The organism is Streptomyces oryzae, from assembly GCF_017676365.1.
GTDB lineage: Bacteria > Actinomycetota > Actinomycetes > Streptomycetales > Streptomycetaceae > Streptomyces > Streptomyces oryzae.
The window spans coordinates 1-23136 of sequence record NZ_JADKMA010000027.1; the positions used below are offsets into that span (position 1 = coordinate 1).

The 23136-nt window shown below is 71.2% G+C and carries 19 protein-coding genes; 8 read left to right on the plus strand and 11 right to left on the minus strand.

What is annotated here, in order from left to right; translation table 11 throughout:
- Window positions 1–14: 14 nt before the first annotated feature.
- Window positions 15–908: an SIS domain-containing protein gene (locus tag ITI46_RS08045; protein WP_209238731.1), complete on the minus strand. Its 894-nt coding sequence runs from the start codon at window positions 906–908 to the stop codon at window positions 15–17.
- A 190-nt stretch (window positions 909–1098) separates the two neighbouring features.
- A complete protein-coding gene (locus ITI46_RS08050; protein WP_209238732.1) occupies window positions 1099–1614 on the minus strand; it encodes a DUF1203 domain-containing protein in 516 nt (171 codons plus the stop codon).
- Between the two features lie 189 nt (window positions 1615–1803).
- On the opposite strand from ITI46_RS08050, the gene ITI46_RS08055 reads away from it, so the two are divergent.
- The 4 genes from ITI46_RS08055 to ITI46_RS08070 all read left to right on the plus strand — a co-directional run bounded on the left by ITI46_RS08055 (window position 1804) and on the right by ITI46_RS08070 (window position 7736).
- Entirely contained in the window at window positions 1804–2982 is a 1179-nt protein-coding gene (locus ITI46_RS08055; protein ID WP_209238733.1) for a CaiB/BaiF CoA transferase family protein, read from the plus strand.
- A 56-nt stretch (window positions 2983–3038) separates the two neighbouring features.
- Complete coding sequence (locus ITI46_RS08060) at window positions 3039–4181, plus strand: acyl-CoA dehydrogenase family protein (protein ID WP_209238765.1); 1143 nt, start codon at window positions 3039–3041, stop codon at window positions 4179–4181.
- A 58-nt stretch (window positions 4182–4239) separates the two neighbouring features.
- The gene (locus tag ITI46_RS08065; RefSeq protein ID WP_209238734.1) at window positions 4240–5454 is read left to right on the plus strand and encodes an acetyl-CoA C-acetyltransferase; all 1215 of its coding nucleotides are present in this window, start codon (window positions 4240–4242) and stop codon (window positions 5452–5454) included.
- An 80-nt stretch (window positions 5455–5534) separates the two neighbouring features.
- On the plus strand, window positions 5535–7736 hold the full coding sequence (locus ITI46_RS08070) for a 3-hydroxyacyl-CoA dehydrogenase NAD-binding domain-containing protein (RefSeq protein WP_209238735.1): 2202 nt from the start codon (window positions 5535–5537) through the stop codon (window positions 7734–7736).
- 31 nt (window positions 7737–7767) lie between these two features.
- Here the strand turns inward: ITI46_RS08070 and ITI46_RS08075 are convergent, their stop codons facing one another.
- Window positions 7768–8550, minus strand: a complete 783-nt coding sequence (locus tag ITI46_RS08075; RefSeq protein ID WP_209238736.1) for a MerR family transcriptional regulator — start codon at window positions 8548–8550, stop codon at window positions 7768–7770.
- 120 nt (window positions 8551–8670) lie between these two features.
- Between ITI46_RS08075 and ITI46_RS08080 the strand changes: the two genes are divergently transcribed.
- Both ITI46_RS08080 and ITI46_RS08085 read left to right on the plus strand, forming a co-directional pair.
- Window positions 8671–10488 (plus strand): AMP-dependent synthetase/ligase, encoded by a 1818-nt coding sequence (locus ITI46_RS08080; protein WP_209238737.1) that lies wholly within the window; start codon window positions 8671–8673, stop codon window positions 10486–10488.
- A 131-nt stretch (window positions 10489–10619) separates the two neighbouring features.
- Window positions 10620–12101, plus strand: a complete 1482-nt coding sequence (locus ITI46_RS08085) for an amino acid permease (RefSeq protein ID WP_209238738.1) — start codon at window positions 10620–10622, stop codon at window positions 12099–12101.
- A gap of 91 nt (window positions 12102–12192) precedes the next feature.
- On the opposite strand, the gene ITI46_RS08090 is transcribed toward ITI46_RS08085, so the two are convergent.
- The 6 genes from ITI46_RS08090 to ITI46_RS08115 all read right to left on the minus strand — a co-directional run bounded on the left by ITI46_RS08090 (window position 12193) and on the right by ITI46_RS08115 (window position 17895).
- Complete coding sequence (locus ITI46_RS08090) at window positions 12193–13446, minus strand: cytochrome P450 family protein (RefSeq protein WP_209238739.1); 1254 nt, start codon at window positions 13444–13446, stop codon at window positions 12193–12195.
- On the minus strand, window positions 13443–14651 hold the full coding sequence (locus ITI46_RS08095) for a cytochrome P450 (RefSeq protein ID WP_209238766.1): 1209 nt from the start codon (window positions 14649–14651) through the stop codon (window positions 13443–13445). The genes ITI46_RS08090 and ITI46_RS08095 overlap by 4 nt, the downstream gene beginning before the upstream one ends.
- 80 nt (window positions 14652–14731) lie before the next feature.
- Complete coding sequence (locus ITI46_RS08100; RefSeq protein ID WP_209238740.1) at window positions 14732–15373, minus strand: GTP-binding protein; 642 nt, start codon at window positions 15371–15373, stop codon at window positions 14732–14734.
- Entirely contained in the window at window positions 15354–15716 is a 363-nt protein-coding gene (locus tag ITI46_RS08105; protein ID WP_209238741.1) for a DUF742 domain-containing protein, read from the minus strand. The genes ITI46_RS08100 and ITI46_RS08105 overlap by 20 nt, the downstream gene beginning before the upstream one ends.
- Window positions 15713–16156: a roadblock/LC7 domain-containing protein gene (locus tag ITI46_RS08110; protein ID WP_209238742.1), complete on the minus strand. Its 444-nt coding sequence runs from the start codon at window positions 16154–16156 to the stop codon at window positions 15713–15715. Before ITI46_RS08110 ends, ITI46_RS08105 begins: the two co-directional genes overlap by 4 nt.
- Window positions 16153–17895 (minus strand): sensor histidine kinase, encoded by a 1743-nt coding sequence (locus ITI46_RS08115; protein ID WP_209238743.1) that lies wholly within the window; start codon window positions 17893–17895, stop codon window positions 16153–16155. Before ITI46_RS08115 ends, ITI46_RS08110 begins: the two co-directional genes overlap by 4 nt.
- A 196-nt stretch (window positions 17896–18091) precedes the next feature.
- Here ITI46_RS08115 and ITI46_RS08120 point away from each other — a divergent pair, with 196 nt between their 5' ends.
- Window positions 18092–18970, plus strand: a complete 879-nt coding sequence (locus ITI46_RS08120) for an oxygenase MpaB family protein (RefSeq protein WP_209238744.1) — start codon at window positions 18092–18094, stop codon at window positions 18968–18970.
- A gap of 61 nt (window positions 18971–19031) precedes the next feature.
- On the opposite strand, the gene ITI46_RS08125 is transcribed toward ITI46_RS08120, so the two are convergent.
- Window positions 19032–20522: a M1 family metallopeptidase gene (locus tag ITI46_RS08125; RefSeq protein WP_209238745.1), complete on the minus strand. Its 1491-nt coding sequence runs from the start codon at window positions 20520–20522 to the stop codon at window positions 19032–19034.
- A gap of 178 nt (window positions 20523–20700) precedes the next feature.
- On the opposite strand from ITI46_RS08125, the gene ITI46_RS08130 reads away from it, so the two are divergent.
- A complete protein-coding gene (locus ITI46_RS08130; RefSeq protein WP_209238746.1) occupies window positions 20701–22062 on the plus strand; it encodes a M14 family metallopeptidase in 1362 nt (453 codons plus the stop codon).
- A 109-nt stretch (window positions 22063–22171) separates the two neighbouring features.
- Here the strand turns inward: ITI46_RS08130 and ITI46_RS08135 are convergent, their stop codons facing one another.
- On the minus strand, window positions 22172–23113 hold the full coding sequence (locus tag ITI46_RS08135; RefSeq protein ID WP_209238747.1) for an FAD-dependent oxidoreductase: 942 nt from the start codon (window positions 23111–23113) through the stop codon (window positions 22172–22174).
- Between the last annotated feature and the right edge of the window lie 23 nt (window positions 23114–23136).

Here is a 23136-nt window from a genome sequence, read left to right on the forward strand (position 1 = left end):
GAGCCGGCTTGCGGTCAGCCGTCCAGCATCACCGAGCGGGTGAGGCTGCGCGGGCTGTCCGGGTCGAGGCCTCGAACCCGTGCCCGCTCCAGCGCGACCCGGTGGACCAGCACCAGATCGGCGAGCGGGTCACGGTCATGGCACACGAACTGCGCACCGGTCGCGGCCACCTCGCCCTCCAGCCCCTCCGGCGCCGCGCCGAACAGCCAGGTGACCCGCCCGGGCGCGGCGATGGCTATCGGCCCGTGCCGGTACTCCATGGCGGGGTAGGACTCCGTCCAGCTCTGGGACGCCTCCCGCATCTTCAGTGCCGCCTCGTTGGCCAGGCCGAAGGTCCAGCCCGTGCCCAGGAAGGTGAACTGCTCGGCGTCCAGCCACTCCTGCGTCAGCGGGTCGGCCAGCGCCGCCTCCGCTTCGCTCACCGGGCCCGCCAGATCCTCGCCGAGGTGTGCGCGCAGCAGCGCGAGGGCCGAGGTGGCGAAGCGGGTCTGCACCACGGACCTCTCGTCGGCGAACGGCAGCGCCACCGTCTCGTCCGACAGTGACGTCGCGGGGGTGTCCGGGTCGCCCAGCACCGTGACCGTGGGGATGCGGCCCCGCACCGTCTCCAGTACGCGGAGGACCTCCGTCGTGGTGCCGGAGCGGGTGATCGCCACCACCGCGTCATACCCCCGGGCCTCGCCGAGGAAGGCTTCCGAGGCGGCGAAAGCGTCCGTCACGCCGAGCCCGGCCCGCTCGCGCAGCGCCGCGTATGACTGGGCCATGAACCATGAGGTCCCGCAGCCGACCACGGCGACGCGGGCACCCGCCGCCGGGAGCGGGGTGTCGCCGGAACCGATCTTCGCCGCCGCCCGCCACGTCTCCGGCTGGCTGCGCAGCTCCTGCTCCATGTATGTGGTCTCGCCCATGCCTGGGGCCCCCTCCTGAACCGGAGCCCCTGGGATCCGGTGCGTAAAGTTGCGTGAAATCTCTGACTTTCACGCAACTTTACGCAGCCCCGTCGAAGCTGTCCATCCCACTCCCGGGTGAACGCCCTCCCCACGGCCCCCGACGGCCCGACCCCGACGGCCCAGCCTCCGACGGCTCGGCCCCGACAGCTCAGCCCCCGGCCACTCTCCGCGTCTCCAGCTGGAAGCAGCCGAACTCGACCGCACGTACATGCACCGCTGCGACCCGGGGGTCGTCGTACAGCCGGGCCAGCCCCACTTCCAGCGGCGGCGTCCCTTCCCGCTCCTGGTCGAGCAGGAGACCGCCCAGGATCCGGCCCTCCGCCGAGTAGGCGCGCAGCACCCGTCGTTCGCCGCGCATGGTCTCGGGATACCTGCCGTCCCCGGCGCCCGCCCAGCCGCCGCAGTCGTCCGGATGGATGAAGACGGGCCCCACCTCGTCGTACGCGCCGGGGTCAGCGCCCGTCTCCTGGGCCCAGCGGCGCAGCGGTGCGTAGGAGACGAGGGCAAGGGTCTCGCCCGGTTTGCTCCGCTCCAGGCAGCAGCGCAGCGGGTTGTCGCCCTCCTCGTCCACCATCCGGCGCGGCGGGGCGCCCGCGTCGTCGCGTGTGCGCAGTTCGTCCAGTGTCCGGGGCGGGATCGCCCGTATTTCGTAGCTCCTGTTCATGCGCCCAGGCTGCGTCGGCCGGCGGTCAGGTGCTGGCGGCTTTCGGCCGTGGCGTTCAGGCGGCGTGCAGTGGGTGCCGGAGGGGCCGCCGACACCTTCCGGCGTCCCCTCCGGAGGGCTTGTGGATTGGCGGGGCTGTCCATAGCATCGCCGGTGTTACATCAGTTGTGTCACAGTGCTGGGGGCCGGATGGCAGCAGCGGAAGAACACGCCGGAGCCGCCGCCGGGGGCCCACTGGCCGGGGTACGGGTCGTGGAGCTGGCCGGGATCGGTCCTGGCCCGTTCGCCGCGATGACGCTGGCCGACCTGGGCGCCGACGTCGTCCGCGTCGACCGGCCCGGAGGCGGCGCGCTCGCCGTCGCGCCGGAGTACGACGTCACCAACCGCAACAAGCGCTCCGTGGTCCTGGACCTCAAGCAGCAGGCGGGAGTTGCCGCCGCCCTCTCCCTCGCCGAGCGCGCCGACGTGCTGGTCGAGGGGTTCCGGCCCGGCGTGGCCGAGCGGCTCGGCGTCGGCCCCGAGGTCTGCCTCGCCCGCAATCCGCGCCTGGTGTACGGCCGGATGACCGGCTGGGGCCAGGGCGGGCCGCTGGCCCAGCGGGCGGGGCACGACATCGGCTACATCGCGGTCACCGGTGCCCTCGGTATGACGGGACCGGCGGCGGGCCCGCCCGTCGCACCCGGAAATCTGCTGGGCGACTACGCCGGCGGCTCCCTCTATCTCGTCATCGGCATCCTGGCCGCGCTGCACCACGCGCGTGGGCCGCAGGGCGCGGGACAGGTCGTGGACGCGGCGATCGTGGACGGCACCAGCCACCTCACAGCGATGATCCAGGGCCTGCTGGCGGCGGGCAGCTGGCGGGACCGGCGCGAGGCCAACCTGCTGGACGGCGGCTGTCCCTTCTACGGCACCTACGCCACCTCCGACGGCGGATTCATGGCCGTCGGCGCCCTGGAGCCCGCGTTCTACGCGGAGTTCGTGCGGCTGCTCGGCATCGCGGACGAGGCGCCGCCCCGGGAGGACACCGCCGCCTGGGGAGAGCTGCGGGAGCTGATCGCCGCCCGGTTCGCGTCCCGTACCCGCGCGGAATGGACGGAGATCTTCCAGGACACGGACGCCTGCGTCGCCCCCGTGCTGTCGCTGACCGAGGCGCCCTCCCACCCGCACCTGGCGGCGCGCGGCACCTACGTCGAACACAGCGGCATCACCCAGCCGGCCCCGGCACCCCGGTTCTCCGTGACGCCCACCCGTATCGCCAACGGCCCCGCCGAGCCGGGCGCGCGCACGGCGGAGGTCGCCCGCGACTGGGACGTACCGGCACTGACCGCATCCGCCGCACCGCGCGAAGGAGACCAGCCCACCCCATGAAGCAGCAGACGAACGGGCAGACCAACCCGCAGACGAACCGGCAGACCCACCGGCAGCTGAAGCGGCAGATCTTCACCGAGGATCACGACGCGTTCCGGCAGACCGTGCGCACCTTCCTGGCCAAGGAGGTGGAGCCCTACTACGCGCAGTGGGAGCAGGACGGCGTCGTCTCCCGCGAGGTGTGGCTCGCGGCAGGCAGACAGGGGCTGCTGGGGATCGCGGTGCCGGAGGAGTACGGCGGCGGGGGCGAGCCCGACTTCCGCTACGCCGCAGTGCTCGCCGAGGAGTTCACCCGCGCGGGTGCTCCGGGTCTGGCCATCGGGCTGCACAACGACATCGTCGGCCCCTACCTCACCGGGCTGGCGACGGACGAGCAGAAGCAGCGCTGGCTGCCCGGGTTCTGCACCGGCGAGACCATCACCGGGATCGCCATGACCGAGCCGGGCGCCGGCTCCGATCTGCAGGGGATCCGCACCACGGCTCAGGACAAGGGCGACCACTGGCTGCTGAACGGCTCGAAGACGTTCATCTCCAACGGCATCCTCGCCGACCTGGTCGTCGTCGTGGCCAGGACGACGCCCGAGGGCGGCGCGCACGGGCTGAGCCTGCTCGTGGTCGAGCGCGGCATGGCGGGCTTCGAGCGGGGCCGCAACCTGGACAAGATCGGCCAGAAGGCGCAGGACACCGCCGAGCTGTTCTTCAGCGACGTACGCGTGCCCAAGGAGAATCTGCTGGGCGAGCTCAACGGCGCCTTCGGGCACCTGATGACCAATCTGGCGCAGGAGCGGATGGCCATCGCCGTCGCCGGGATCGCCGGGGCCGAGCAGCTGCTGGAGCTCACCACCGCGTACGTCAAGGAGCGCACCGCGTTCGGCCGGCCGCTCGCCAAGCTCCAGCACATCCGCTTCGAGATCGCCGAACTGGCCACCGAGTGCGCCGTCACCCGCGCCTTCCTGGACCGCTGTATCGAGGAGCACGCCAGGGGCGAACTGGACGCGGTGCACGCCTCCATGGCCAAGTGGTGGGCCACCGAGCTGCAGAAGCGCGCCGCCGACCGCTGCCTCCAACTGCACGGCGGCTACGGCTATATGAGTGAGTACAGCGTGGCCAGGGCGTTCACCGACGGCCGTATCCAGACCATCTACGGCGGGACCACCGAAATCATGAAGGAGATCATCGGACGGTCCCTGCTGAACTGAGCCTTCCTTCCGCCCCCCGGGATCCCTCTCCCCGTACCGCTACGAAAGGCACACCCTCGTGAGCTCAGAAGCGTTCGTGTACGAGGCCATCCGCACCCCGCGCGGGCGCGGCAAGGCCAACGGCGCCCTGCACGGCACCAAGCCCGTCGATCTCGTCGTCGGCCTGATCGGCGAGCTGCGCCGCCGGATGCCGGAGGTGGATCCGCAGGCGATCGACGACATCGTGCTCGGCGTGGTCAGTCCCATCGGCGACCAGGGCTCGGACATCGCCAAGATCGCCGCCATCGCGGCCGGGCTGCCGGACACCGTCGCAGGCGTCCAGGAGAACCGCTTCTGTGCCTCCGGGCTGGAAGCGGTCAACATGGCCGCGGCCAAGGTCCGCTCCGGCTGGGAGGACCTGGTGCTGGCGGGCGGTGTGGAGTCCATGTCGCGGGTGAAGATGGGCTCGGACGGCGGCGCCTGGTTCAACGACCCGATGACCAGCTTCGAGACCGGTTTCGTCCCGCAGGGCATCGGTGCCGACCTCATCGCCACCCTGGAGGGCTTCAGCCGCCGCGACGTGGACGAGTACGCGGCACGCTCGCAGGAGCTGGCCGCGCACGCGTGGAAGGAGGGCAGGTTCGAGCGCTCCGTGGTGCCGGTACGGGACCGCAACGGGCTCACCGTGCTCGACCACGACGAGCACATCCGTCCCGGCACCACCGCCGACACCCTCGCAGGGCTCGAGCCGTCGTTCGCCGCCATCGGGGACATGGGCGGGTTCGACGCCGTCGCGCTGCAGAAGTACCACTGGGTCGAGAAGATCGACCATGTGCACCACGCGGGCAACTCCTCGGGCATCGTGGACGGTTCGGCGCTGGTCGCCATCGGCAGCGAGGAGGTCGGCAGGCGGTACGGGCTGCGCCCGCGTGCGCGTATCGTCTCCGCAGCCGTCTCGGGTGCTGACCCGACCATCATGCTGACCGGTCCTGCGCCCGCCTGCCGCAAGGCCCTCGCGAAGGCCGGGCTGACGGTGGACGACATCGCCGTCGCGGAGATGAACGAGGCCTTCGCGGCGGTGGTGTTGCGGTTCGCACGGGACATGGAGCTCCCGCTGGAGAAGGTGAATGTCAACGGCGGTGCCATCGCCATGGGGCATCCGCTCGGTGCCACCGGGGCGATGCTGCTCGGTACGTGCATCGATGAGCTGGAGCGCACGGATCAGCGGTACGGGCTGGTCACGCTCTGCGTCGGTGGAGGGATGGGGATCGCCACTGTGATCGAACGCCTGTAGTTGCGGCCGCTGTTCACCCGCCGGACCCTCGCCGTCGTGGCTGCGTGCCGCTGCGGCGGACATCTGCTTGGAGATCACCCATGCCTGAACCCACTGAATCGTCGGCCATCCGCTGGGACAAGGACAGCGCCGGGATCGTCACGCTGACCTTCGACGACCCCGACCAGTCCGCGAACACCATGAACGCGGCCTTCCAGACCTCCCTCACCGCGATCGCCGACCGGCTGGAGGCCGAGAAGGACGAGGTGCGGGGCGTCATCATGACCTCCGCCAAGAAGACCTTCTTCGCCGGCGGCGACCTGCGGCTGCTCATCCAGGCACGCCCCGAGAACGCCCAGGAGGTCTTCGACAACGGGATGCGCATCAAGCGCGATCTGCGCCGTATCGAGACCCTCGGCATCCCGGTCGTCGCGGCCGTCAACGGGGCGGCGCTCGGCGGCGGGCTGGAGATCGCGCTGGCCTGCCACCACCGCGTCGCGCTCGATGCGCAGGGATCCAAGATCGGCTGCCCGGAGGCCACGCTGGGGCTGCTCCCGGCCGGCGGCGGTGTCACCCGTACGGTACGGCTGCTCGGCATCACCGACGCGCTGCTGAACGTGCTGCTCCAGGGGCAGCAGTACCACCCGGCCAAGGCCAAGGAGATCGGCCTGGTCCATGAGGTCGTACAGACGCCCGAGGAGATGCTGGCCGCAGCCCGCGCCTTCATCGAGGCCAACCCCGCCTCGCAGCAGCCCTGGGACGTCAAGGGCTACAAGATCCCCGGCGGGACCCCTTCGCACCCCAAGTTCGCGGAGAACCTGCCGGCGTTCCCCGCCAACCTGAAGAAGCAGACGGCAGGTGCGCCCTATCCGGCGCAGCGCAACATCCTGGCCGCCGCCGTGGAGGGCGCCCAGGTGGACTTCGAGACCGCGCAGGTGATCGAGGCCCGCTACTTCGTTGAGCTGGCCTGCGGGCAGATCTCCAGCAACATGATCCAGGCGTTCTTCTTCGACCTCCAGGCCGTCAACGCGGGCCGCAGCAGGCCCCAGGGGATCCCCGAGCGCAAGGTCGAAAAGGTCGCCGTGCTGGGCGCCGGCATGATGGGCGCCGGGATCGCCTACTCCTGTGCGAAGGCGGGGATCGACGTCGTCCTCAAGGACCTCACCCAGGAAGCGGCCGAGAAGGGGAAGGCGTATTCGGCGGGCCTGCTGGAGAAGGCGCTCTCGCGCGGGAAGACCACCGAGGCCAAGCGGGACAAGCTGCTGGCGCGGATCACCCCCACCGCCGACCCGAAGGCCGTGGCCGGCTGCGACGCGGTGATCGAGGCGGTGTTCGAGGACCCCGCGCTCAAGCACAAGGTGTTCCAGGAGATCCAGCACATCGTGGCGCCCGATGCGCTGCTGTGCTCCAACACTTCCACCCTGCCGATCACCTCGCTCGCCGAAGGAGTGGAGCGCCGGGCCGACTTCATCGGACTGCACTTCTTCTCACCCGTCGACAAGATGCCGCTGGTCGAGATCATCAAGGGCAAGGAGACCGGCGCCGAGGCGCTGGCCCGCGCCTTCGACCTCGTACGGCAGATCCGGAAGACACCCATCGTGGTCAACGACTCCCGCGGCTTCTTCACCTCACGTGTCATCGGCCACTTCATCAACGAGGGCGTCGCACTGCTGGCCGAGGGCGTGGATCCGGCAACCGTGGAGCAGGCAGCGGCGCAGGCCGGCTACCCGGCCAAGGTGCTCTCCCTGATGGACGAGCTCACCCTCACCCTGCCGCGCAGGATCCGCGACGAGACGCGGCAGGCCCTGCGCGCCGAGGGCAGGGAACTGCCCGCGCATCCGGCCGATGCCGTACTCGACCGGATGGTGGACGAGTTCGGCCGCACCGGGCGCAGCGCAGGCGCCGGGTTCTACGACTACGACGAGAACGGCAAGCGCGTCGGGCTGTGGCCCGGCCTGCGGGAGCATTTCGTCAAGGAAGGCACGAGCACGAAGGAGGGGGACACCGGCATTCCGCTGCGGGACATGCAGGAGCGGATGCTCTTCTCCGAGGCGCTGGACACCGTCCGGCTGTTCGAGGAGGGCGTGCTCACCACCGTGGCCGACGCCAACATCGGCTCCATCATGGGCATCGGCTTCCCCGCCTGGACGGGTGGCGTGATCCAGTACATCAATGGCTACGAGGGCGGGCTGCCCGGCTTCGTCGCCCGCGCCCGCGAGTTGGGCGAGCGGTACGGGGAACGGTTCGCGGTGTCGGCGCTGCTGGAGGAGAAGGCCGCCAGGGGCGAGACCTTCAGCGACTGACCGGTCGGTATGTGCCAGCCGGGCCCCGCCGTCACTCCGCCGCGGGGTCCGGGCCGTTCACGGAGGGGAAGACCTGGCGCAGCTCCTCCTTCATGGAGCGCTGGAAGGCCGTCAACAGGGCCTGCACCACCATCGGCTGCATATGCGCGGAGAGCGACTTCATCCGCTTCAGCCGGTCCTGGTCCGGCTCCAGCTCCTGGTAGGGGTCCCACACCTCCTGCTTGAACAGCCTGCTCAGCTCCCGTGCGGCCGAGCGGGTGTGCTCGATCATCACCTCGCGCGCCGCCAGGATCGCCTCCTGTGAGATCGGTACGTCCAGCAGCCGCACCCCGAGCTGCACCAGTGCCGGATCGACGCGGAAGATGTCCGGGTCGTCCGTGGGGGCGAGGACGCTCATCGCCTCCAGCCGCTTGAGGTCGTCGTCGGTCAGCTCCCGGCCCACCCGGCCCTCCAGTTGGGCCCGCGTCGTCTCGTCCACCGTGTCCGGCATCCAGGAGGCGACGACCGCGCGGTGGATCGCCAGGTCGTGGGCGCTGATGTCGTCGGGGAGGCGTTGCAGATAGCGCTCGATGGCCGCCAGTGTCATGCCCTGGTTCTGCAACTCCTCGATGAGCGCCAGCCGGGAGAGGTGCTCGGGGCCGTACCGTCCGACACGGCGGGGGCCGATCGTGGGCGGCGGCAGCAGGCCCCGCGTGCTGTAGAAACGGACCGTACGTACGGTCACGCCCGCGCGGGCCGCGAGCTGGTCGACGGTGAGCTCGTCGGTGGTGAGCCGGCCGGTGGGCTCGCCCGCCGGCCCGTCCTGTCGCTGCATCTGCCGCGCCCCTCTCACCACGGCACCACGGGGGTGCCGACCGTACCGATCACGTTCAACAGTATTGCTGTCTCACCACTCCTGTGAAACCTTCGGCCCACCTTCACGCGCGGAGGAGCCATGACGACGATCCTGCGACTCCCCAAGGACACGTCCGAGCTGACCATCCCGGACCTGCTGCTGCGCAATGTGCAGGACCACGCTGACCTTCCGGCGCTGACCTGGTACGCCCGGCGCGGGCGCACCACCCTCACCTGGGCCCAGGTCCGCCACCGGATCGCCGAACTGGCCGCCGGGCTCGACGCGCTGGGCGTCACCCCGGGCGCGCACGTACTGCTGATGATGGGGAACCGGCCCGAGCACTGGCTGACCGACCTCGCGCTCGTCCATCTGGGCGCCGTTCCGGTCTCCGTCTACGGCACCGCCGCGCCCGACCAGCTCGCCCATATCGCCCGGCACTCGCGGGCCCGCATCGCCGTCGTCGGGGGAGCGGAGGAGCGGGCGCGCTGGGAGTCGCTGATGGCGCCCGGCGGCGAGATCCTCGGCGGAATCCGGCAACTGGTGGTCGTCGACGAGGACGCCGTCGGCCCGCACCTCGCGTGGCAGGCGCTGGCGCGCCCGTACCAGCCGGACCGCTTCGAGGAGACGTGGCGCAGGGTGTGCTCCGCCGACCCGGTGACCGTCGTCTACACCTCGGGCACCATGGGCGACCCGAAAGGCGTGGTGATCAGTCACCGGAACGTGGTCCTCAACGGAGTCGCGCTCGACGGCGTCACCGAACTGCCCGACCACGCCGACCACATCTGCTATCTGCCCTTCGCCCATATCGCCGAGCGGATGCTGGGCATCTATCTGCCCGTCCTGCGCGCCTCGCACGTCCACCTGTGCGACGACCCCGCGAATGTGGCGGCGCTGGTGCGCGAGCTGCACCCGGCCGAGTTCTTCGGGGTGCCGCGGGTGTGGGAGAAGCTGGCCGCCGCCGTCCGTACCGGGCTGGAGGGGCTGCCCGCCGAGCGCCGGGCCGCCGTGGCCGAGGCGGCGAAGGCGGCCCGCGCCCATGTGCGCTGCCGCGAGCGCGGTATCCCGCCGGGGCCCGGGCTGGCAGCGGCGTACGAGAAGGCCCGCGACGAGGTGCTGCGGCCGCTGCTGGAGCCCGCCGGGTTCGACCGGCTGGTGTGGACGGCCAGCGCCTCGGCGCCCATGCCGAGAGAGGTGCTCGACTTCTGGGCGGGGCTCGGCATCGTGATCATGGACGCCTGGGGGCTGACGGAGACCACCGGGGCGCTCACTCTCAACGGCCCGGCCGCCTTCCGGCTCGGCTCGGTCGGGCGTCCGCTCGACGGAACGGAGATCCGTACCGCCCAGGACGGGGAGATCCTGGTGCGCGGTACCACCCTGTTCGCGGGGTATCTGCGGGCCGACGGCTCGGTCGAGCAGGGCACCGACGCGGACGGCTGGTTCGCCACCGGGGACATCGGCCGGATCGACGAGGACGGCTTCCTGTGGCTGACCGGCCGCAAGAAGGAGATGATCGTCACCTCCACGGGCAAGAAGGTCTCACCGGCGTTGGTGGAGAACGCCCTCAAGGAACACCCCCTCGTCGGCCAGGCCCTGGTGCACGGGGACGGCCGCTCCTATCTGGTCGCCCTCCTGGTCCTGGACGGCGAGACGGCACCGGCCTGGGCGGCCCGCAACGGGATCGACGTACCGCCAGGGGAACTGCCGGCGCACCCCGCCGTGCGCGCCGAGATCGACCGTGCCGTGGCCGCGGCCAACGCCCGCCTCAACCGCACCGAACAGGTCAGGCGCTACCGGCTGCTGGACGGGGAGTGGACGGCGGCGACGGGGGAGCTGACCCCCTCGCTCAAACTGCGCCGGAAAGTGATCCTTTCCCGTTACCTGGAGGTCATCGACGGTCTGTACGGAGATCACGTGTGAGAAACCCCAGGGTGTGTGGTGCGTCACCGCATAGCCGGCTCCTCCGGGGTTAGGTGACGCATTGGTCCGCAGCCGTGATCACGCCGGCCGCCGACCCGGCAAAGCCCATCCCAGAGTGAGTTGGACCAACTGTGAGCAACGACGTCGTCCAGGACGCCAAGCCGTCGCAACCCGGCGGAGGCGACCAGGTCGCAACGCCGCCCCCGCACGGGGCGGCTGCCGACGCCGGTGACACCGGCTACAGCAAGGACCTCAAAGCACGTCACATCAACATGATCGCCATCGGTGGGGCGATCGGCACCGGACTGTTCCTGGGGGCCGGCGGACGCCTCGCCTCCGCTGGACCGGCGCTCGCCCTCGCCTACGCCGTCTGCGGGCTCTTCGCGTTCTTCGTCGTCAAGGCCCTCGGCGAGCTGGTGCTGCACCGGCCCTCGTCCGGCTCCTTCGTCTCCTACGCGCGGGAGTTCCTCGGCGAGAAGGGCGCCTATGTCGCCGGCTGGATGTACTTCCTCAACTGGTCGACGACCGGCATCGCCGACATCACCGCCATCGCGCTCTACACGCACTACTGGAGCTTCTTCACCGACATCCCGCAGTGGGTGCTCGCGCTGATCGCGCTGGCCGTGGTGCTCGCCGTCAACATGATCTCCGTGAAGATCTTCGGGGAGCTGGAGTTCTGGTTCGCGGTGATCAAGGTGGCCGCGCTGGTCGTCTTCATGGTCATCGGCATCGTGCTGCTCGCCACCCAGCACCCCGTCGGCGGCACCACGCCGGGGCTCGGCCAGATCACCGACCACGGCGGCTTCTTCCCCAGTGGGCTGATGCCCGTCGTCATCGTGATGCAGGGCGTCGTCTTCGCCTACTCCAGCGTGGAGCTGGTCGGTGTGACGGCGGGCGAGACCGCCCAGCCGCACAAGGTCGTCCCCAAGGCCGTCAACGCCATCATGTGGCGCGTCGGCTTCTTCTACGCCGGCTCCGTGCTGCTGCTGGCGCTGCTGCTGCCCTGGGACCAGTTCACCGACGGCCAGAGCCCGTTCGTGACCGTGCTGTCCAAGCTCGGCGTCGACGGCGCCGGCGACGTGATGAACCTCGTCGTCCTCACCGCCGCCATGTCCAGCCTCAACTCCGGCCTGTACTCGACAGGGCGCATCCTGCGGTCCATGGCCGCCGCAGGGTCGGCGCCCAAGTTCACCGCCCGGATGAACTCCAGCCAGGTGCCGTACGGCGGCATTCTGCTGACTGCCGCCGTCTGCGTGGTGGGTGTCGGGCTCAACTATGTGGTGCCCGGCAAGGCGTTCGAGATCGTGCTGAACATCGCGGCCCTCGGCATCGTCAGCACCTGGTGCACCATCATGCTGTGCCACTGGGTGTTCGTACGGCGCGCCAAGGCCGGGCTGGTCACCCGGCCCTCCTTCCGGCTGCCCGGCTCGCCTTTCACCGAGTGGGTGACGATCGCGTTCCTCGTGGGCGTCGTCGTCCTGATGTGGGACGACCCCGACGTGGGCCGCAAGACCGTGATGCTGGTGCCACTGATCGCCGCCGCGCTGGTGGGCGGCTGGTTTGCCGTGAGGGGGCGCGTGCGGGCGATTGCTGCGGAGGAGCGGCTGAAGTAGGGGCTGCCCCTTGCTGCCCGTTGCAGGCTGCGGGCGCGTTGTGGCTGGTCGCGCAGTTCCCCGCGCCCCTTACGGGGCGCGGGGAACTGCGCTAGTGCAGCCGCACGGGCAATTCGTACAGCTCGTTCTGGGTGATCGCGGGCTTGTTGCGGAGCTCTTCCGGGGGGACGGCGAGGGACAGTTCCGGGAACCGGTCGAAAAGTGCGGGCAGCGCCACCAGCGCCTCCAGGCGGGACAAGGGTGCCCCCGGGCACACATGGGGCCCGTGGCCGAAGGACAGATGCCGGGTGGGGGGCGTACGTGTGACATCGAAGCGCCCCGCGTCGGGCCCGTGCTGCCGCTCGTCCCGTCCGATGGCACCGTAGGCGATGATCACCGCGTCGCCCTGCTTCATCACGGTGCCGCCGACATCGATGTCCTCCGTCGCGAAACGGATCAGCACATGGGTGGTCGGCGCGTCCCAGCGCAGGGTCTCCTCGATGGCCGCCTCCCAGCTCACCTCGCCGGAGCGGACCAGGGCGAGCTGTCCGGGGTGGGTGAGCAGCGCCCGTACCGCGCTGACGATCAGGCTGATCGTCGTCTCGTGCCCGGCGGTGATCAGCACCTGGACGGTGGCGAGGACCTCCTCGTCGCTGAGCGAGTCGCCCTCCTCGGCGGCTGCCAGCAGCGCGCTGGTCAGATCGTCACCGGGTGACTCCTTCTTCTGCGCGAGCACGGCGCTGAACAGCGAGCCCAGCTCGGCGATGATGCCCTGGACCTCCTCCGGCGGGGTGACGCTGCTGAAGAAGCCGTCATAGAGCGTGCGCAGCCGCGGGATCTGGGTGGTGTCGATGCCCAGCAGGTCGCCGATCACGGCCATCGGCAGGGGGTAGGCGAAGCCGGCCTTCAGGTCGACCCGGCCTTCGGAGTCGGCCTTCGCGGACAGGTCGTCCAGCAGTTCGCGGGTGATCTCCTCGATGCGGGGCCGCATCGCCGCCACCCGGCGCGGGGTGAGGGCCTGCGCCGTCAGCGTGCGCAGCCTGCGGTGTTCGGGGCCGTCGAAGGTGAGCATGCTGGGGCCGGGGTCGGCCAGTCCGATCAGCGGCCAGGTCTGCGGGATCTCGCCCCGCTGGTGGGCCGCCCAGTGGTCGATGTTCTTGACCAGCCTGCTGTCCGTCAGCAGCTTGCGGGCCGCCGCGTGGTGGGTGACCGCCCACACCCGTACACCGCCCGGCAGTTCGACGGGCGCGAGCGGCCCGGCGGCGCGCAGCCGGGCGCCCTCGCCCGCCAGGTCACGCACCAGCGGGTCGAGCACGATCACCTCGTCGGCGGCGGCATCCGTTCCGGTGACGGGACACGACGTCATCGATAGCCTCCTGCGGTGCTGGTGGGGGTCGGGGAGAAGCGGACCGGGAGCGACGCCAGACCCCGCAGGAACGGCGAAGGACGCCAGACCAGAGCCTGCCGGCTGACCGCCAGGTCCACGTCCGGCAGCCGGTCGAGCAGCACCTCGATACCGGTACGCGCGATGCCCTCGGCGATGTCCTGCGCCGGGTAGGGGCAGCGGTGTTCGCCGTGCCCGAAGGAGAGGAAGGCGCTGTTGCCGCCGGTGAAGGCGGAGCGGTCCGGGCGCACCTGGGGGTCGCCGTTGGCCGCGGCGAAGCTGAGCATCAGCAGATCGCCGGCGGCGACGTGCCGGCCTGCGAGCTGCGTGTCGCGGGTCGCCCAGCGGCCCGCGATGTTCTGGCTGGGGGTGTCTTCCCACAGCACCTCGTTCATGGCCTCGGCGACGCTGTGCCGGCCGCCGGAGAGGGAGGCGGCGAAGCGGTCGTCGGTGAGCATCAGCCGCAGCGAGTTGCCGATCCAGTCGGCGGTCGGCTGATGGCCCGCCACGATGTTCACCATCATGTCCTCGACGATCTCCTCGAAGGAGAAGTCGTCCGAGAAGTCGTGGTGCAGCATCCGGGAGGCCACCCCGGCGGCGGGTGCCTCGCGCCGGGAGGCGAGCAGTGAGGTGATCGCCGCCCGCACCCGCTCACTGCCCGGCAGCGCGTCGGCGTCCCCGTCCACCAGCGCGTTGATGTCGGGCACCAGCGCGGCCCCCGCCTCGTCGGAGAAGCCGTAGAGCTGGGCGAGCACCAGCGCCGGCAGCACCTTGGCGTACTCGGCGATCAGATCGGCCGAGCCGCGCCCGCAGATTCCGTCGATCAGCTGGTCGGCGAACCGCTCGGCGTGGTTGCGCAGTTCGAACGGGTCGACTGCGGCCAGCGCGTCGCTGACCAGCGTCGCACGGCGGTGGTGCCGCTCACCGACGGTGTAGAGGATCGACGGCTGCTTGCCCACCATCGGCAGCAGCGGCCAGTCCGCCGGAATGTTCGGCCACTGATTCCACAGCCCCGAGTCCCGGCTGAAGAGCACCGGATCGGAGGTGACCTGGTGCAGCTCCCGGTAGCCGAGCACCAGCCAGCAGGGCACGTCTCCCGGCAGCACCACCGGCGCGAGCGGACCGTGCTGCTCGTACATGTCGCGGTAGAGCCTGGCCCGGTCGTCGTTCTGGAAGCGCGGGCCCATCAGGGGAACGGCGTCCGGGCTCGGGTGTGCGGGGCAGCCTGGCGGCGGTGCGGCGGTGGTGCCGTGGTGCTGAGCGGGTGTCAAAGGGTGTTCTCCGGGGCGGTACGCGCGGTGGACAGGGTGTACAGGTGCTGGACGAGGGCGAGCAGCACCTCTTTGCTGGACTCGCGGGACCGCGCGTCGCACTGGATGAGCGGGATCTCAGCGGGCAGATCCAGGGCCTCACGCACCTGTTCGACGGCGTGCCGGGGGCCGCCGAAGTCGTTGCACGCGACGATGAACGGCGTGCCGTGCGCCTCCAGCCGGTCGATGGCGTACCAGGAGTCCTCCAGCCGCCGGGTGTCCACCAGCACGACGGCGCCCAGGGTGCCGGAGAAGAGCCGGTCCCACAGGAACCAGAACCGCTCCTGACCCGGTGCGCCGAACAGATACAGCACCGTCTCGTCGTTGAGGCTGATCCGGCCGAAGTCGAAGGCGATGGTGGTGGTCGTCTTGCCCTGCACGGCCGAGAGGTCGTCGACGCCCTCGCCGGCGCGGGTCATGGTCTCTTCGGTGTTGAGCGGACGGATGTCGCTGACGGCCCGCACCATGGTCGTCTTGCCGACGCCGAAGCCGCCGACGATCACGATCTTCAGCCCCTGGGCCGCGGTACTGAGCAGCGGCGGGCGGGCTTCGGTGCCAGCTGTCGTCACCGGGTTCGCTTCAGATGTTGCGGAGTCCAACGAGCACCTGCTTAAGGATGTCGGGATCGGGCAGTGCGTCAGCGGTCCGGGCCCGCCGCGGATGGCGAGCGGTGATCTTCCCCTGGGCGAGCAGGTCGCCCAGCAGGATGCGGACGACGCTCACCGGCAGGCCCAGATCGGAGGCCAGCTCCACGACCGCTGTGGGGAAGCGGCAGATTCTCAAAATCGCGGCGTGCTCCGACTGCATGCCACGCACGGGGGCGCTCTCGCTGACCACGAGCGTCACCAGGTCGAAGGTGTCGGCTCCGGTCGTGGAACGGCTGCGCCCGCCGGTGACGGTGTACAGCCGGTCCGGGTCCTCGTCCCGGCCCGGCCGGGTCATACTGCTCCGCCTCCGTCCGCCGAGCCGCTGCGGACGTCGCCCGCGGCCGTCTGGCGCGGCGGGGCGCTCAGGTACTCGCTGAGCTGTTCGATCAGCTCGTTCATGTTGTGGCCGACGAGCCCCACGTCCGAGTCCTCCTCGGCGATGACGGCCAGGTGCGCGCCGTCGCCCGCCTCCACGACGAACAGGATGCCGCCGTAGAACTCGGCCATCGCCTGGCGTACCCCGCCGTTGCCGTCGCCGAACTCCACGGAAGCCCCGTGCGACAGGCTCTGGATGCCGGCCGAGATGGCCGCGAGCTGGTCGGCCTGGTCGATGGAGAGCTCGGGTGTACGGCACAGCTTGAGGCCGTCACGGGAGAGCACGAGAGCGTGCCGGGCACCGGGGGTGCGCTCCAGGAGGTTCTCCAGCAGCCAGTCGAGCTTGCTGTCAGTGATCATTCGGTGTCGTCCTCCGAGAGGGAAGAGGAGCGGGTGGGGGAGGAGGGGGAAGACGTGCCGGACTCTTCCGGATCGCCGGTGCCCTGGACGGCCCGCCGGAAGTCGCCGAACCGGGTGCCGGAAGGACGCTTGGCGCGGCCGGCCGCCGGGGATGTGCCGTCCGCTGCCGCCTCCTCGCCGGCCCCGTGCTCCGCGCCGGACTGGGAGCGCTCCGTCTGTGACGAGGCGGCGGTGGCCCTGGCGACGGCCGCGAGGGTCTGGCCCCGCCGCCGCTTGGGCAGTCCGCTCTCGCCGTACACCTGGGGTGGCGGGGCCGCGTTCGCGTAGCCGCCGCTCCCCTGCTGGTCGTGGCCCTCGGCGCGCTGCTGCGCCGGGCGGGCAGGATCCTGCTGCCCGGCGTGGTCGGCCGCCGGTCCCGAGTGCTCCGTCACGGGGCGCACATGGTCGGTCGGCGGCGGGGTGCTCTGGGCGCCCAGCGAGGCTCGGGGCGCCGGGGCGGGCTCGGCAGCCGGTGGCATGGGGGCGGGCTCCTCTCGGCGTCGTTCGGTGAGCAGCTCGCGCGGGATCCGCACGAGTACGCCCGTGCCGCCGTGCGCGGACGGCCGGAAGGAGACCGACAGGCCGTGCTTGCGGGCCAGCCGCCCCACCACGGCCAGGCCGAGCCGGGTACCGGACAGTGTGGTCAGGTCGCCGTGGTCGGCGGAGACGGCCTGCTGGGCGCGGCGCAGCGCGACCTCTCCCATCACCAGGCCGCCGTCCTCGATGGTGATGACCACGCCTGCGGCCACCTCCTCGACGTAGACGTGCACTTCGGAGGTGGGCGGGGAGAAGTTCGCCGCGTTGTCCATCAGTTCGGCCAGCAGGTGCATGACGCCCTCGGCCGCGTGGCCCGCGATGGCGACCTCGCTCGTGGAGTGCAGCCGCACCCGCTGGTAGCCGCTGATCCGGCCCATGGCGCCGCGCAGGATGGACTCCATCACGATCGGCTTGGCCCAGCGGCGGCCCGAACGGGCGCCGGTCAGCACGGCGATGGAGTCGGCGATCCGGCCCATCTGGGCGTTCCTGTGGTCCAGCTCCAACAGGTCGGCCAGCACGTCCTCGTCCGCGTGCCGGTGCTCCATCTCGCGCAGGTCGGCGGCCATGCTGGTGGCCAGCGCCTGCACCCGGCCCGCAGCGTTGGCGCACGCGGACATCGCCGCGGCACGCATGTTCTCGCCCCTGTGGACCTCGCGCGCGAGGCTGATCAGTACCCGGCGCTGTGCCTCGGACGAGACCGGGGGCGCCTCGGCCAGCGCGGTCTCGGCCGATCCGCCGCGGCGCAGCCGCTCCACGACGGCGGGCACGGTGCCGTCGGCGAAGTAGTTGTCCGCCGCCTCCCGTTCGGCCAGCCTGGTCTGTCCTGCGGACACCGCGGCCCGCAGCGAGCGGCTGGTGAGCCGGGCGTGCGCCGCCACCGTGACCGCAGCGCACAGCACCGCACCGGCAGCGCCGGTGCCCCAGGCGACCCCGGCACGCGCCGACTCGGCGCTGGAGTAGACGGCGATCAGGCAGGCGGCGCCCGCCACCACGACGGAGATCAGCAGCGCGAGCGCCGTGCCGGCCGCGGTCCCGTCACCTGCGGCGGCTGGCTGACCGGCGTGCACGGTCGGTTGAATGCTGCCTGTGACCGGCTGGGCTGAGCCGGCTGCCGGTTGGCCCGCGCCTGCGGCCGGTGGCGGTGCTATCTCGGGGGAGGTCATCAATCAGGTCCTAGGGGGACGGAACCGGGCAGAGGCGAGAGCTGAGCCGCAGCCCTCCGATCAACGCCGCACCAATATAGGCCAGTTAGTGATCACTGAGCAGCACAGGGGTGCTCACGTTCCGCTCAGCGCCCACGGCGGCCCTCGCCGCGCCGGGAACGGCCACCGCAGGCATGATGGGGGGCGCGGGGGCATCATGAGAAGAGTGCAGGCAAGCGAACGAGAGCGGCCGGTGTACACCGGCCTTGAGCCTCCGCCCCCGGACGGCATCCTGTGGGACGTCGTCGGGGAGGTGCGCTCGCTGCTCATGCTCCCCGCCGCGCTCACGCTCCAGGTCGCTCACCCCGCTGTCGGCGCGGGAGTGGACGACCACTCCGTCTTCCGCACCGACCCCTGGGGCCGCGGTGAACGCTCGGTCCGGAGCCTGCTGCTGTGGGTCTACGGCGGCGAGGAGGGGATCGCCGAGGGGCGCAGGCTGCGGGAGCTGCACAAGACGATCCAGGGCGTCGACGCGCACGGCCGCCGCTACCACGCGCTCACCCCCGCCTACTACGCGTGGGTGCACGCCACCGGCTTTCCCGTCTACCGGCACGCCCAGCGGTATCTCGGCCGCCGCCCCTACACGGACGACGAGGAGCGCAGGCTGTACGCGGAGTGGCTGCGGGTCGGCCGCGTGCTGGGCATCCACGACCGGGACATGCCCGCGACGCGGGAGGAGTTCTGGCCCTACTGGCGCCGGATGCTGGCCGAAGAGATCGAGCCGACGAAGGTGGTCGGCGAGCTCACCGCTGTGAACACCGACATCCCGCCGCCGCCCTACGGGCCGCGGCCCGTGCGCTCTGCTCTGCGAGCCGTGTGGCCGCTCGTCGTCCCCGGTTTCGCCCGGTTCCGGCGCTTCCTGACCATCGGGCTGATGCCGCCCGAAGCCCGGGAGGCGCTGGGCCTGCCCTGGACGCCCCGTCAGGACCGCCGGCTGCGCCGCCTCGGCAAGGTCCTCGCCCGGACCCTGCCCCTGCTGCCGGAGCGCTTGCGCTTCCTTCCGTACGCACGCAGGGCGCGCGCCGCCCGCCGCTGAGGCCCGTTACGGGGACACCCGCACGCAGGGGGGTGCCCCCGCAGGGGACGGAGCCGGCGGTTCAGTGGCGGGGATGGTCCGCCGTGTGGATCTGCTTCCAGGAGCGGGGCTGCTTCGGGGTGCCCTTCACGGCGAAGGACGCCGCGCCCGCCCCGGCCTTCGCCGACGGCTTCGACGGCTGGTACAGCCAGGTGTCGAAGAGTTCGGCGAGCGGCTTGCCGGAGACCTTCTCCGCATAGGCGACGAAGTCGCCCACCTCGGCGTTGCCGCCCTTGTGCTCCTGCGGCCATCCCTTCAGCACGGCGAAGAAGTCCTTGTCACCGATCTCGTTCCGCAGCGCCTGCAGCGCCATGGCGCCCCGGTCGTAGACCGCGCGGTGGAACTGGTTCTCCGGGCCCGGGTCGCCCGGCTTGACCTTCCAGAAGGCGTCGTCGGCCGGATGCGCGGCATAGGCGTAGTCGGCCAGCTCCTGCGCGGTGCCCTCGCCCTGGTCCTCGGACCACAGCCACTGCGCGTACCGTGCGAAGCCCTCGTTGATCCAGATGTCCTTCCAGCCCTTGACGGAGACGCTGTCCCCGTACCACTGGTGGGCCATCTCGTGGACGACGACGGAGGTGTTGGAGCCGTCGGCGAAGTCGTCGGGGCTGTAGAAGGGGCGGGTCTGCGTCTCCAGCGCGTAGGTGGTGTCGGTGTTGGGGACGTAGCCGCCCATCGCTTCGAAGGGGTACTTGCCGAAGTAGCCCTCCAGCCATTCGGTGAGCTCGGCGGTGCGCTCCACGCTGGCCCGCGCGGCGCCCTCGTGCTCGCCCAGGTCCTTGCTGTAGGCGTTGATGACGGGCAGTCCCGAGTCGGTCTTCGCCGTCGTGATGTCGAACTTGCCCAGCGCCAGAGTGGCCAGATAGGTGGCCTGCGGAGAGCGGGAGCGCCAGTTGAAGCGCGTCCAGCCCGCCTGCGAGCGCTGCGACTGGAGGGTGCCGTTGCTGATGGCCTGGGTTCCGTCGGGGACGGCGACGCTGATGTCGTAGCTCGCCTTGTCGGTGGGGTGGTCGTTGCTGGGGAACCACCACCAGGCCGCCTCGGGCTCGTTGGCGGCCACGCCGCCGTCCTTGGTGCGGTGCCAGGAGGTGTAGTCGTTCACCTTCACCTTGGAGGGGATGCCGTGGTAGCGCACCACGACGGTGGCCTTCTCGCCCTTGGCGAGCGGCTCGGCCGGGGTCACCTCCAGCTCGTGCGCGCCCGAGGTGGTGAAGCCGGCCTTCTTCCCGTTCACCCGCACCTCGCTGACGTCCAGTGCGAAGTCCAGGTTGAAGCGCGACAGGTCCTGCTGCGCTGTGGCCAGCAGGGTGGCGGTACCCGTGAGCTTGTCCGTCTTCGGCTGGTAGGTGAGCCGAAGGTCGTAGTGGGAGACGTCGTAGCCGCCGTTCCCGTAGTCCGGGTAGTAGGGGTCGCCCACACCCGGGGCTCCCGGGGTCGGTTCGGCCGCCGAGGCCGGGACCGCCAGCAGCAGCGAGGCCGCCGCTATCGCACCCGGGACGATCAGTCTGTGACGCACGAGTCCTCCAACTCTTCTGCGACAGGAGCCACTTCTTCGACGACAGGAGTCACTTCGTCCGAAGCGTATGTACTCACGCGTCACACTGCATGTCCACAGCAACCATCGTCATCCGGCCGTCATCCAGGCGACATACGCCCCCTTCTGCACGGCAGTTCGTACGACTACTGTCCCGCATATGGTGACAAGCGCGCGGCCCGGCCGCTCACGGTGGAAGACCGCTGCCCTGACCTCGGCGGCGCTACTCGTCCCCCTGCTCGCCACCACCTCGGCGCGGGCCACCCCGGGCACCGGCACGCACTCCCCGGCGCCGCGCACCGGGTTCGAACGCTCACACGGTGAGCGGTGGACGACGCAGCCCGAGGAGCAGCAGTTCCTCCGCGCCGTGGACCGCGCCAGCCCTCGCGTCACCCTGGAGACCATCGGCCGCACCGCGCAGGGCCGCCCCCTCCAGCTGGTCAGCGTCGGCGCCCCCGCGCCGCCCGGCCCCGCAGTGGTGCGGCGCGGCAACTCCGTACTGCTGGTCTGCTCCCAGCACGGTGACGAACCCGCGGGCCGCGAGGCGTGCCTGAGCACCGTGCGGGATCTGGCCTTCGCCCGCGACCGCGCCACGGAGCGCTTTCTCTCCCGTACGACGCTGCTGGTCGTCCCCACCGCCAACCCCGACGGCCGGGCCGCGGACACCCGGGGCAACTCCACGGGCACCGACATCAACCGCGATCACCTCGCGCTGAGGACCCCCGAGGCCCGCGCCATGGCCGCCGTCCTCCGCGACCTGCGCCCCGACACCGTCTACGACCTGCACGAATACAGCGCTCATCCGCCGTACTACGTCAAGGACCTGCTCTCCCTGTGGCCCCGCAACCTCAACACCGCGCAGGCCCTGCACCGGGAGTCGGCGGCGCTGTCCGAGAGCTTTGTGCGGCCCGCCGCGGGGGGCGCGGGATACAGCACCGGCATCTACGGCATCTGGACCGATCCGGAGACCGGCGAGCCCGTGAAACAGGTCGCGGGAGACGGGCAGGAGCGCATCCTCCGCAACGCGGTGGGCGTCAAGCACGCAGTTGGGCTTCTTGCCGAGACGCGTACTGACCCTCTCACTGATGCGGAGAAGTCTGACGAGGCCGTCAACAACCGTCGCCGCGTGGGAGTTCATCTGGCCGCGCTGGACGGCTTGTTCGAGTTCGCGGGCAAGCACCGTGGGCGGGTCGAGGCGGCCACTCGGCAGGCCCGCGCTGAGGGCTTTGCCGATCGCGGTCCCGTCTATCTGGACGGCGCGGACAATGAGGAGCCGGACGAGGATCAGGTGCTGGGCGACCCGCCCTGCGGGTACGCACTGAGCGCGGGGCAGTGGCGTGAGGTCGGCTCCACGTTGCGGCTGCACGGTGTGCGGGTTGCGCTGTCGCGCGGTGGTGGGGCGTTTGTGCCGCTGCGGCAGTCGCAGCGGGCGCTGGTGCCGTTGTTGTTGGATGGGCGGGCGAAGTACGGGCTGACGGCGGGGAGGCCCGTCGAGACGTGCGCCGCGGATGGTGCTGAGTAGGGGCTGCCCCTTGCTGTGCGTTGCAGGCTGCGGGTGTGTTTGTGGCTTGTCGCGCAGTTCCCCGCGCCCCTGAATGGCAAGCGCAGCCCCCCATGCCGGGTGCGCTCTGTCACGGCGGCCCCACCAGACGCGCAGCGTCCACCGCGCAGCCCCAGGAGACGGTGACGCCCGCGCCGCCGTGGCCGTAGTTGTGGACGCACAGTGAGGTGCCGCCGCGTCCGTCGGGCACCCGCTGCGCCTCCAGCCGGACCGAGGGGCGGAACGGGCGCAGGCCCACCCGGTGTTCGAGGACGGTGGCGGTGGCCAGTTCGGGGTGGACGGCGGCGCAGCGGCGGACGATCGCCGCCGCGGTCGCCGGATCCGGCTCGCGCTGCTCGGCGCCGTCCTCCGCCGTACCGCCGAGCACCACGCCGTAGGGCTGCGGCAGGATGTACGTCGTCTCGGTGGCGCTGTCGTTCACCGCGACGTACCACTCCTCGATGCCCGGGTTCTCCACGACGACGAGCTGCCCGCGCACGGCACGCACCGCAGGGTCCGGCACCAGTTCGCGGGCGCCGAGCCCGGCGCAGTTGACGACGGTGGGGGCCGCGGCTGCCGCCTCGCTGAGGGAGCGGGCCGTGCGCTGCTCCCAGCGCCCGCCAGCGGACTCGAACCGGCCCGCCAGGTAGCGGAGATAGCTTGGCATGTCGACAAGCGGGGCGCGGGGAGGAGACCCGGTCAGCGCGGTCCACTCCGGCGGCGGGGTGCTGCCCGGCATCCGTCCGCGCACCAGCCGTACCCCGGTGGTCGGCGGCTGCTCGGCGAGCCAGGAGAAGTGCCGGAAGGAGCGGACCGCCCAGTCGAGGGCCTGCTTCTCCGGCTCGATGCGGTACGGCCAGATCAGGCCGCCCGCGACGGCGGAGGTCGTCTCCCCGGGCGGCTGAGCGCTCCACACCCGTACGTGCATGCCGCGCTCGGCCAGGATCACGGCCGTCGTCAGCCCGATGACTCCGCCGCCGAGTACGACAACGTCCCCGGCGGCACCGCCCGTGCCCGCTTGCGTCTCACTCATCTGTCACCTCCGGCATGCCGCGA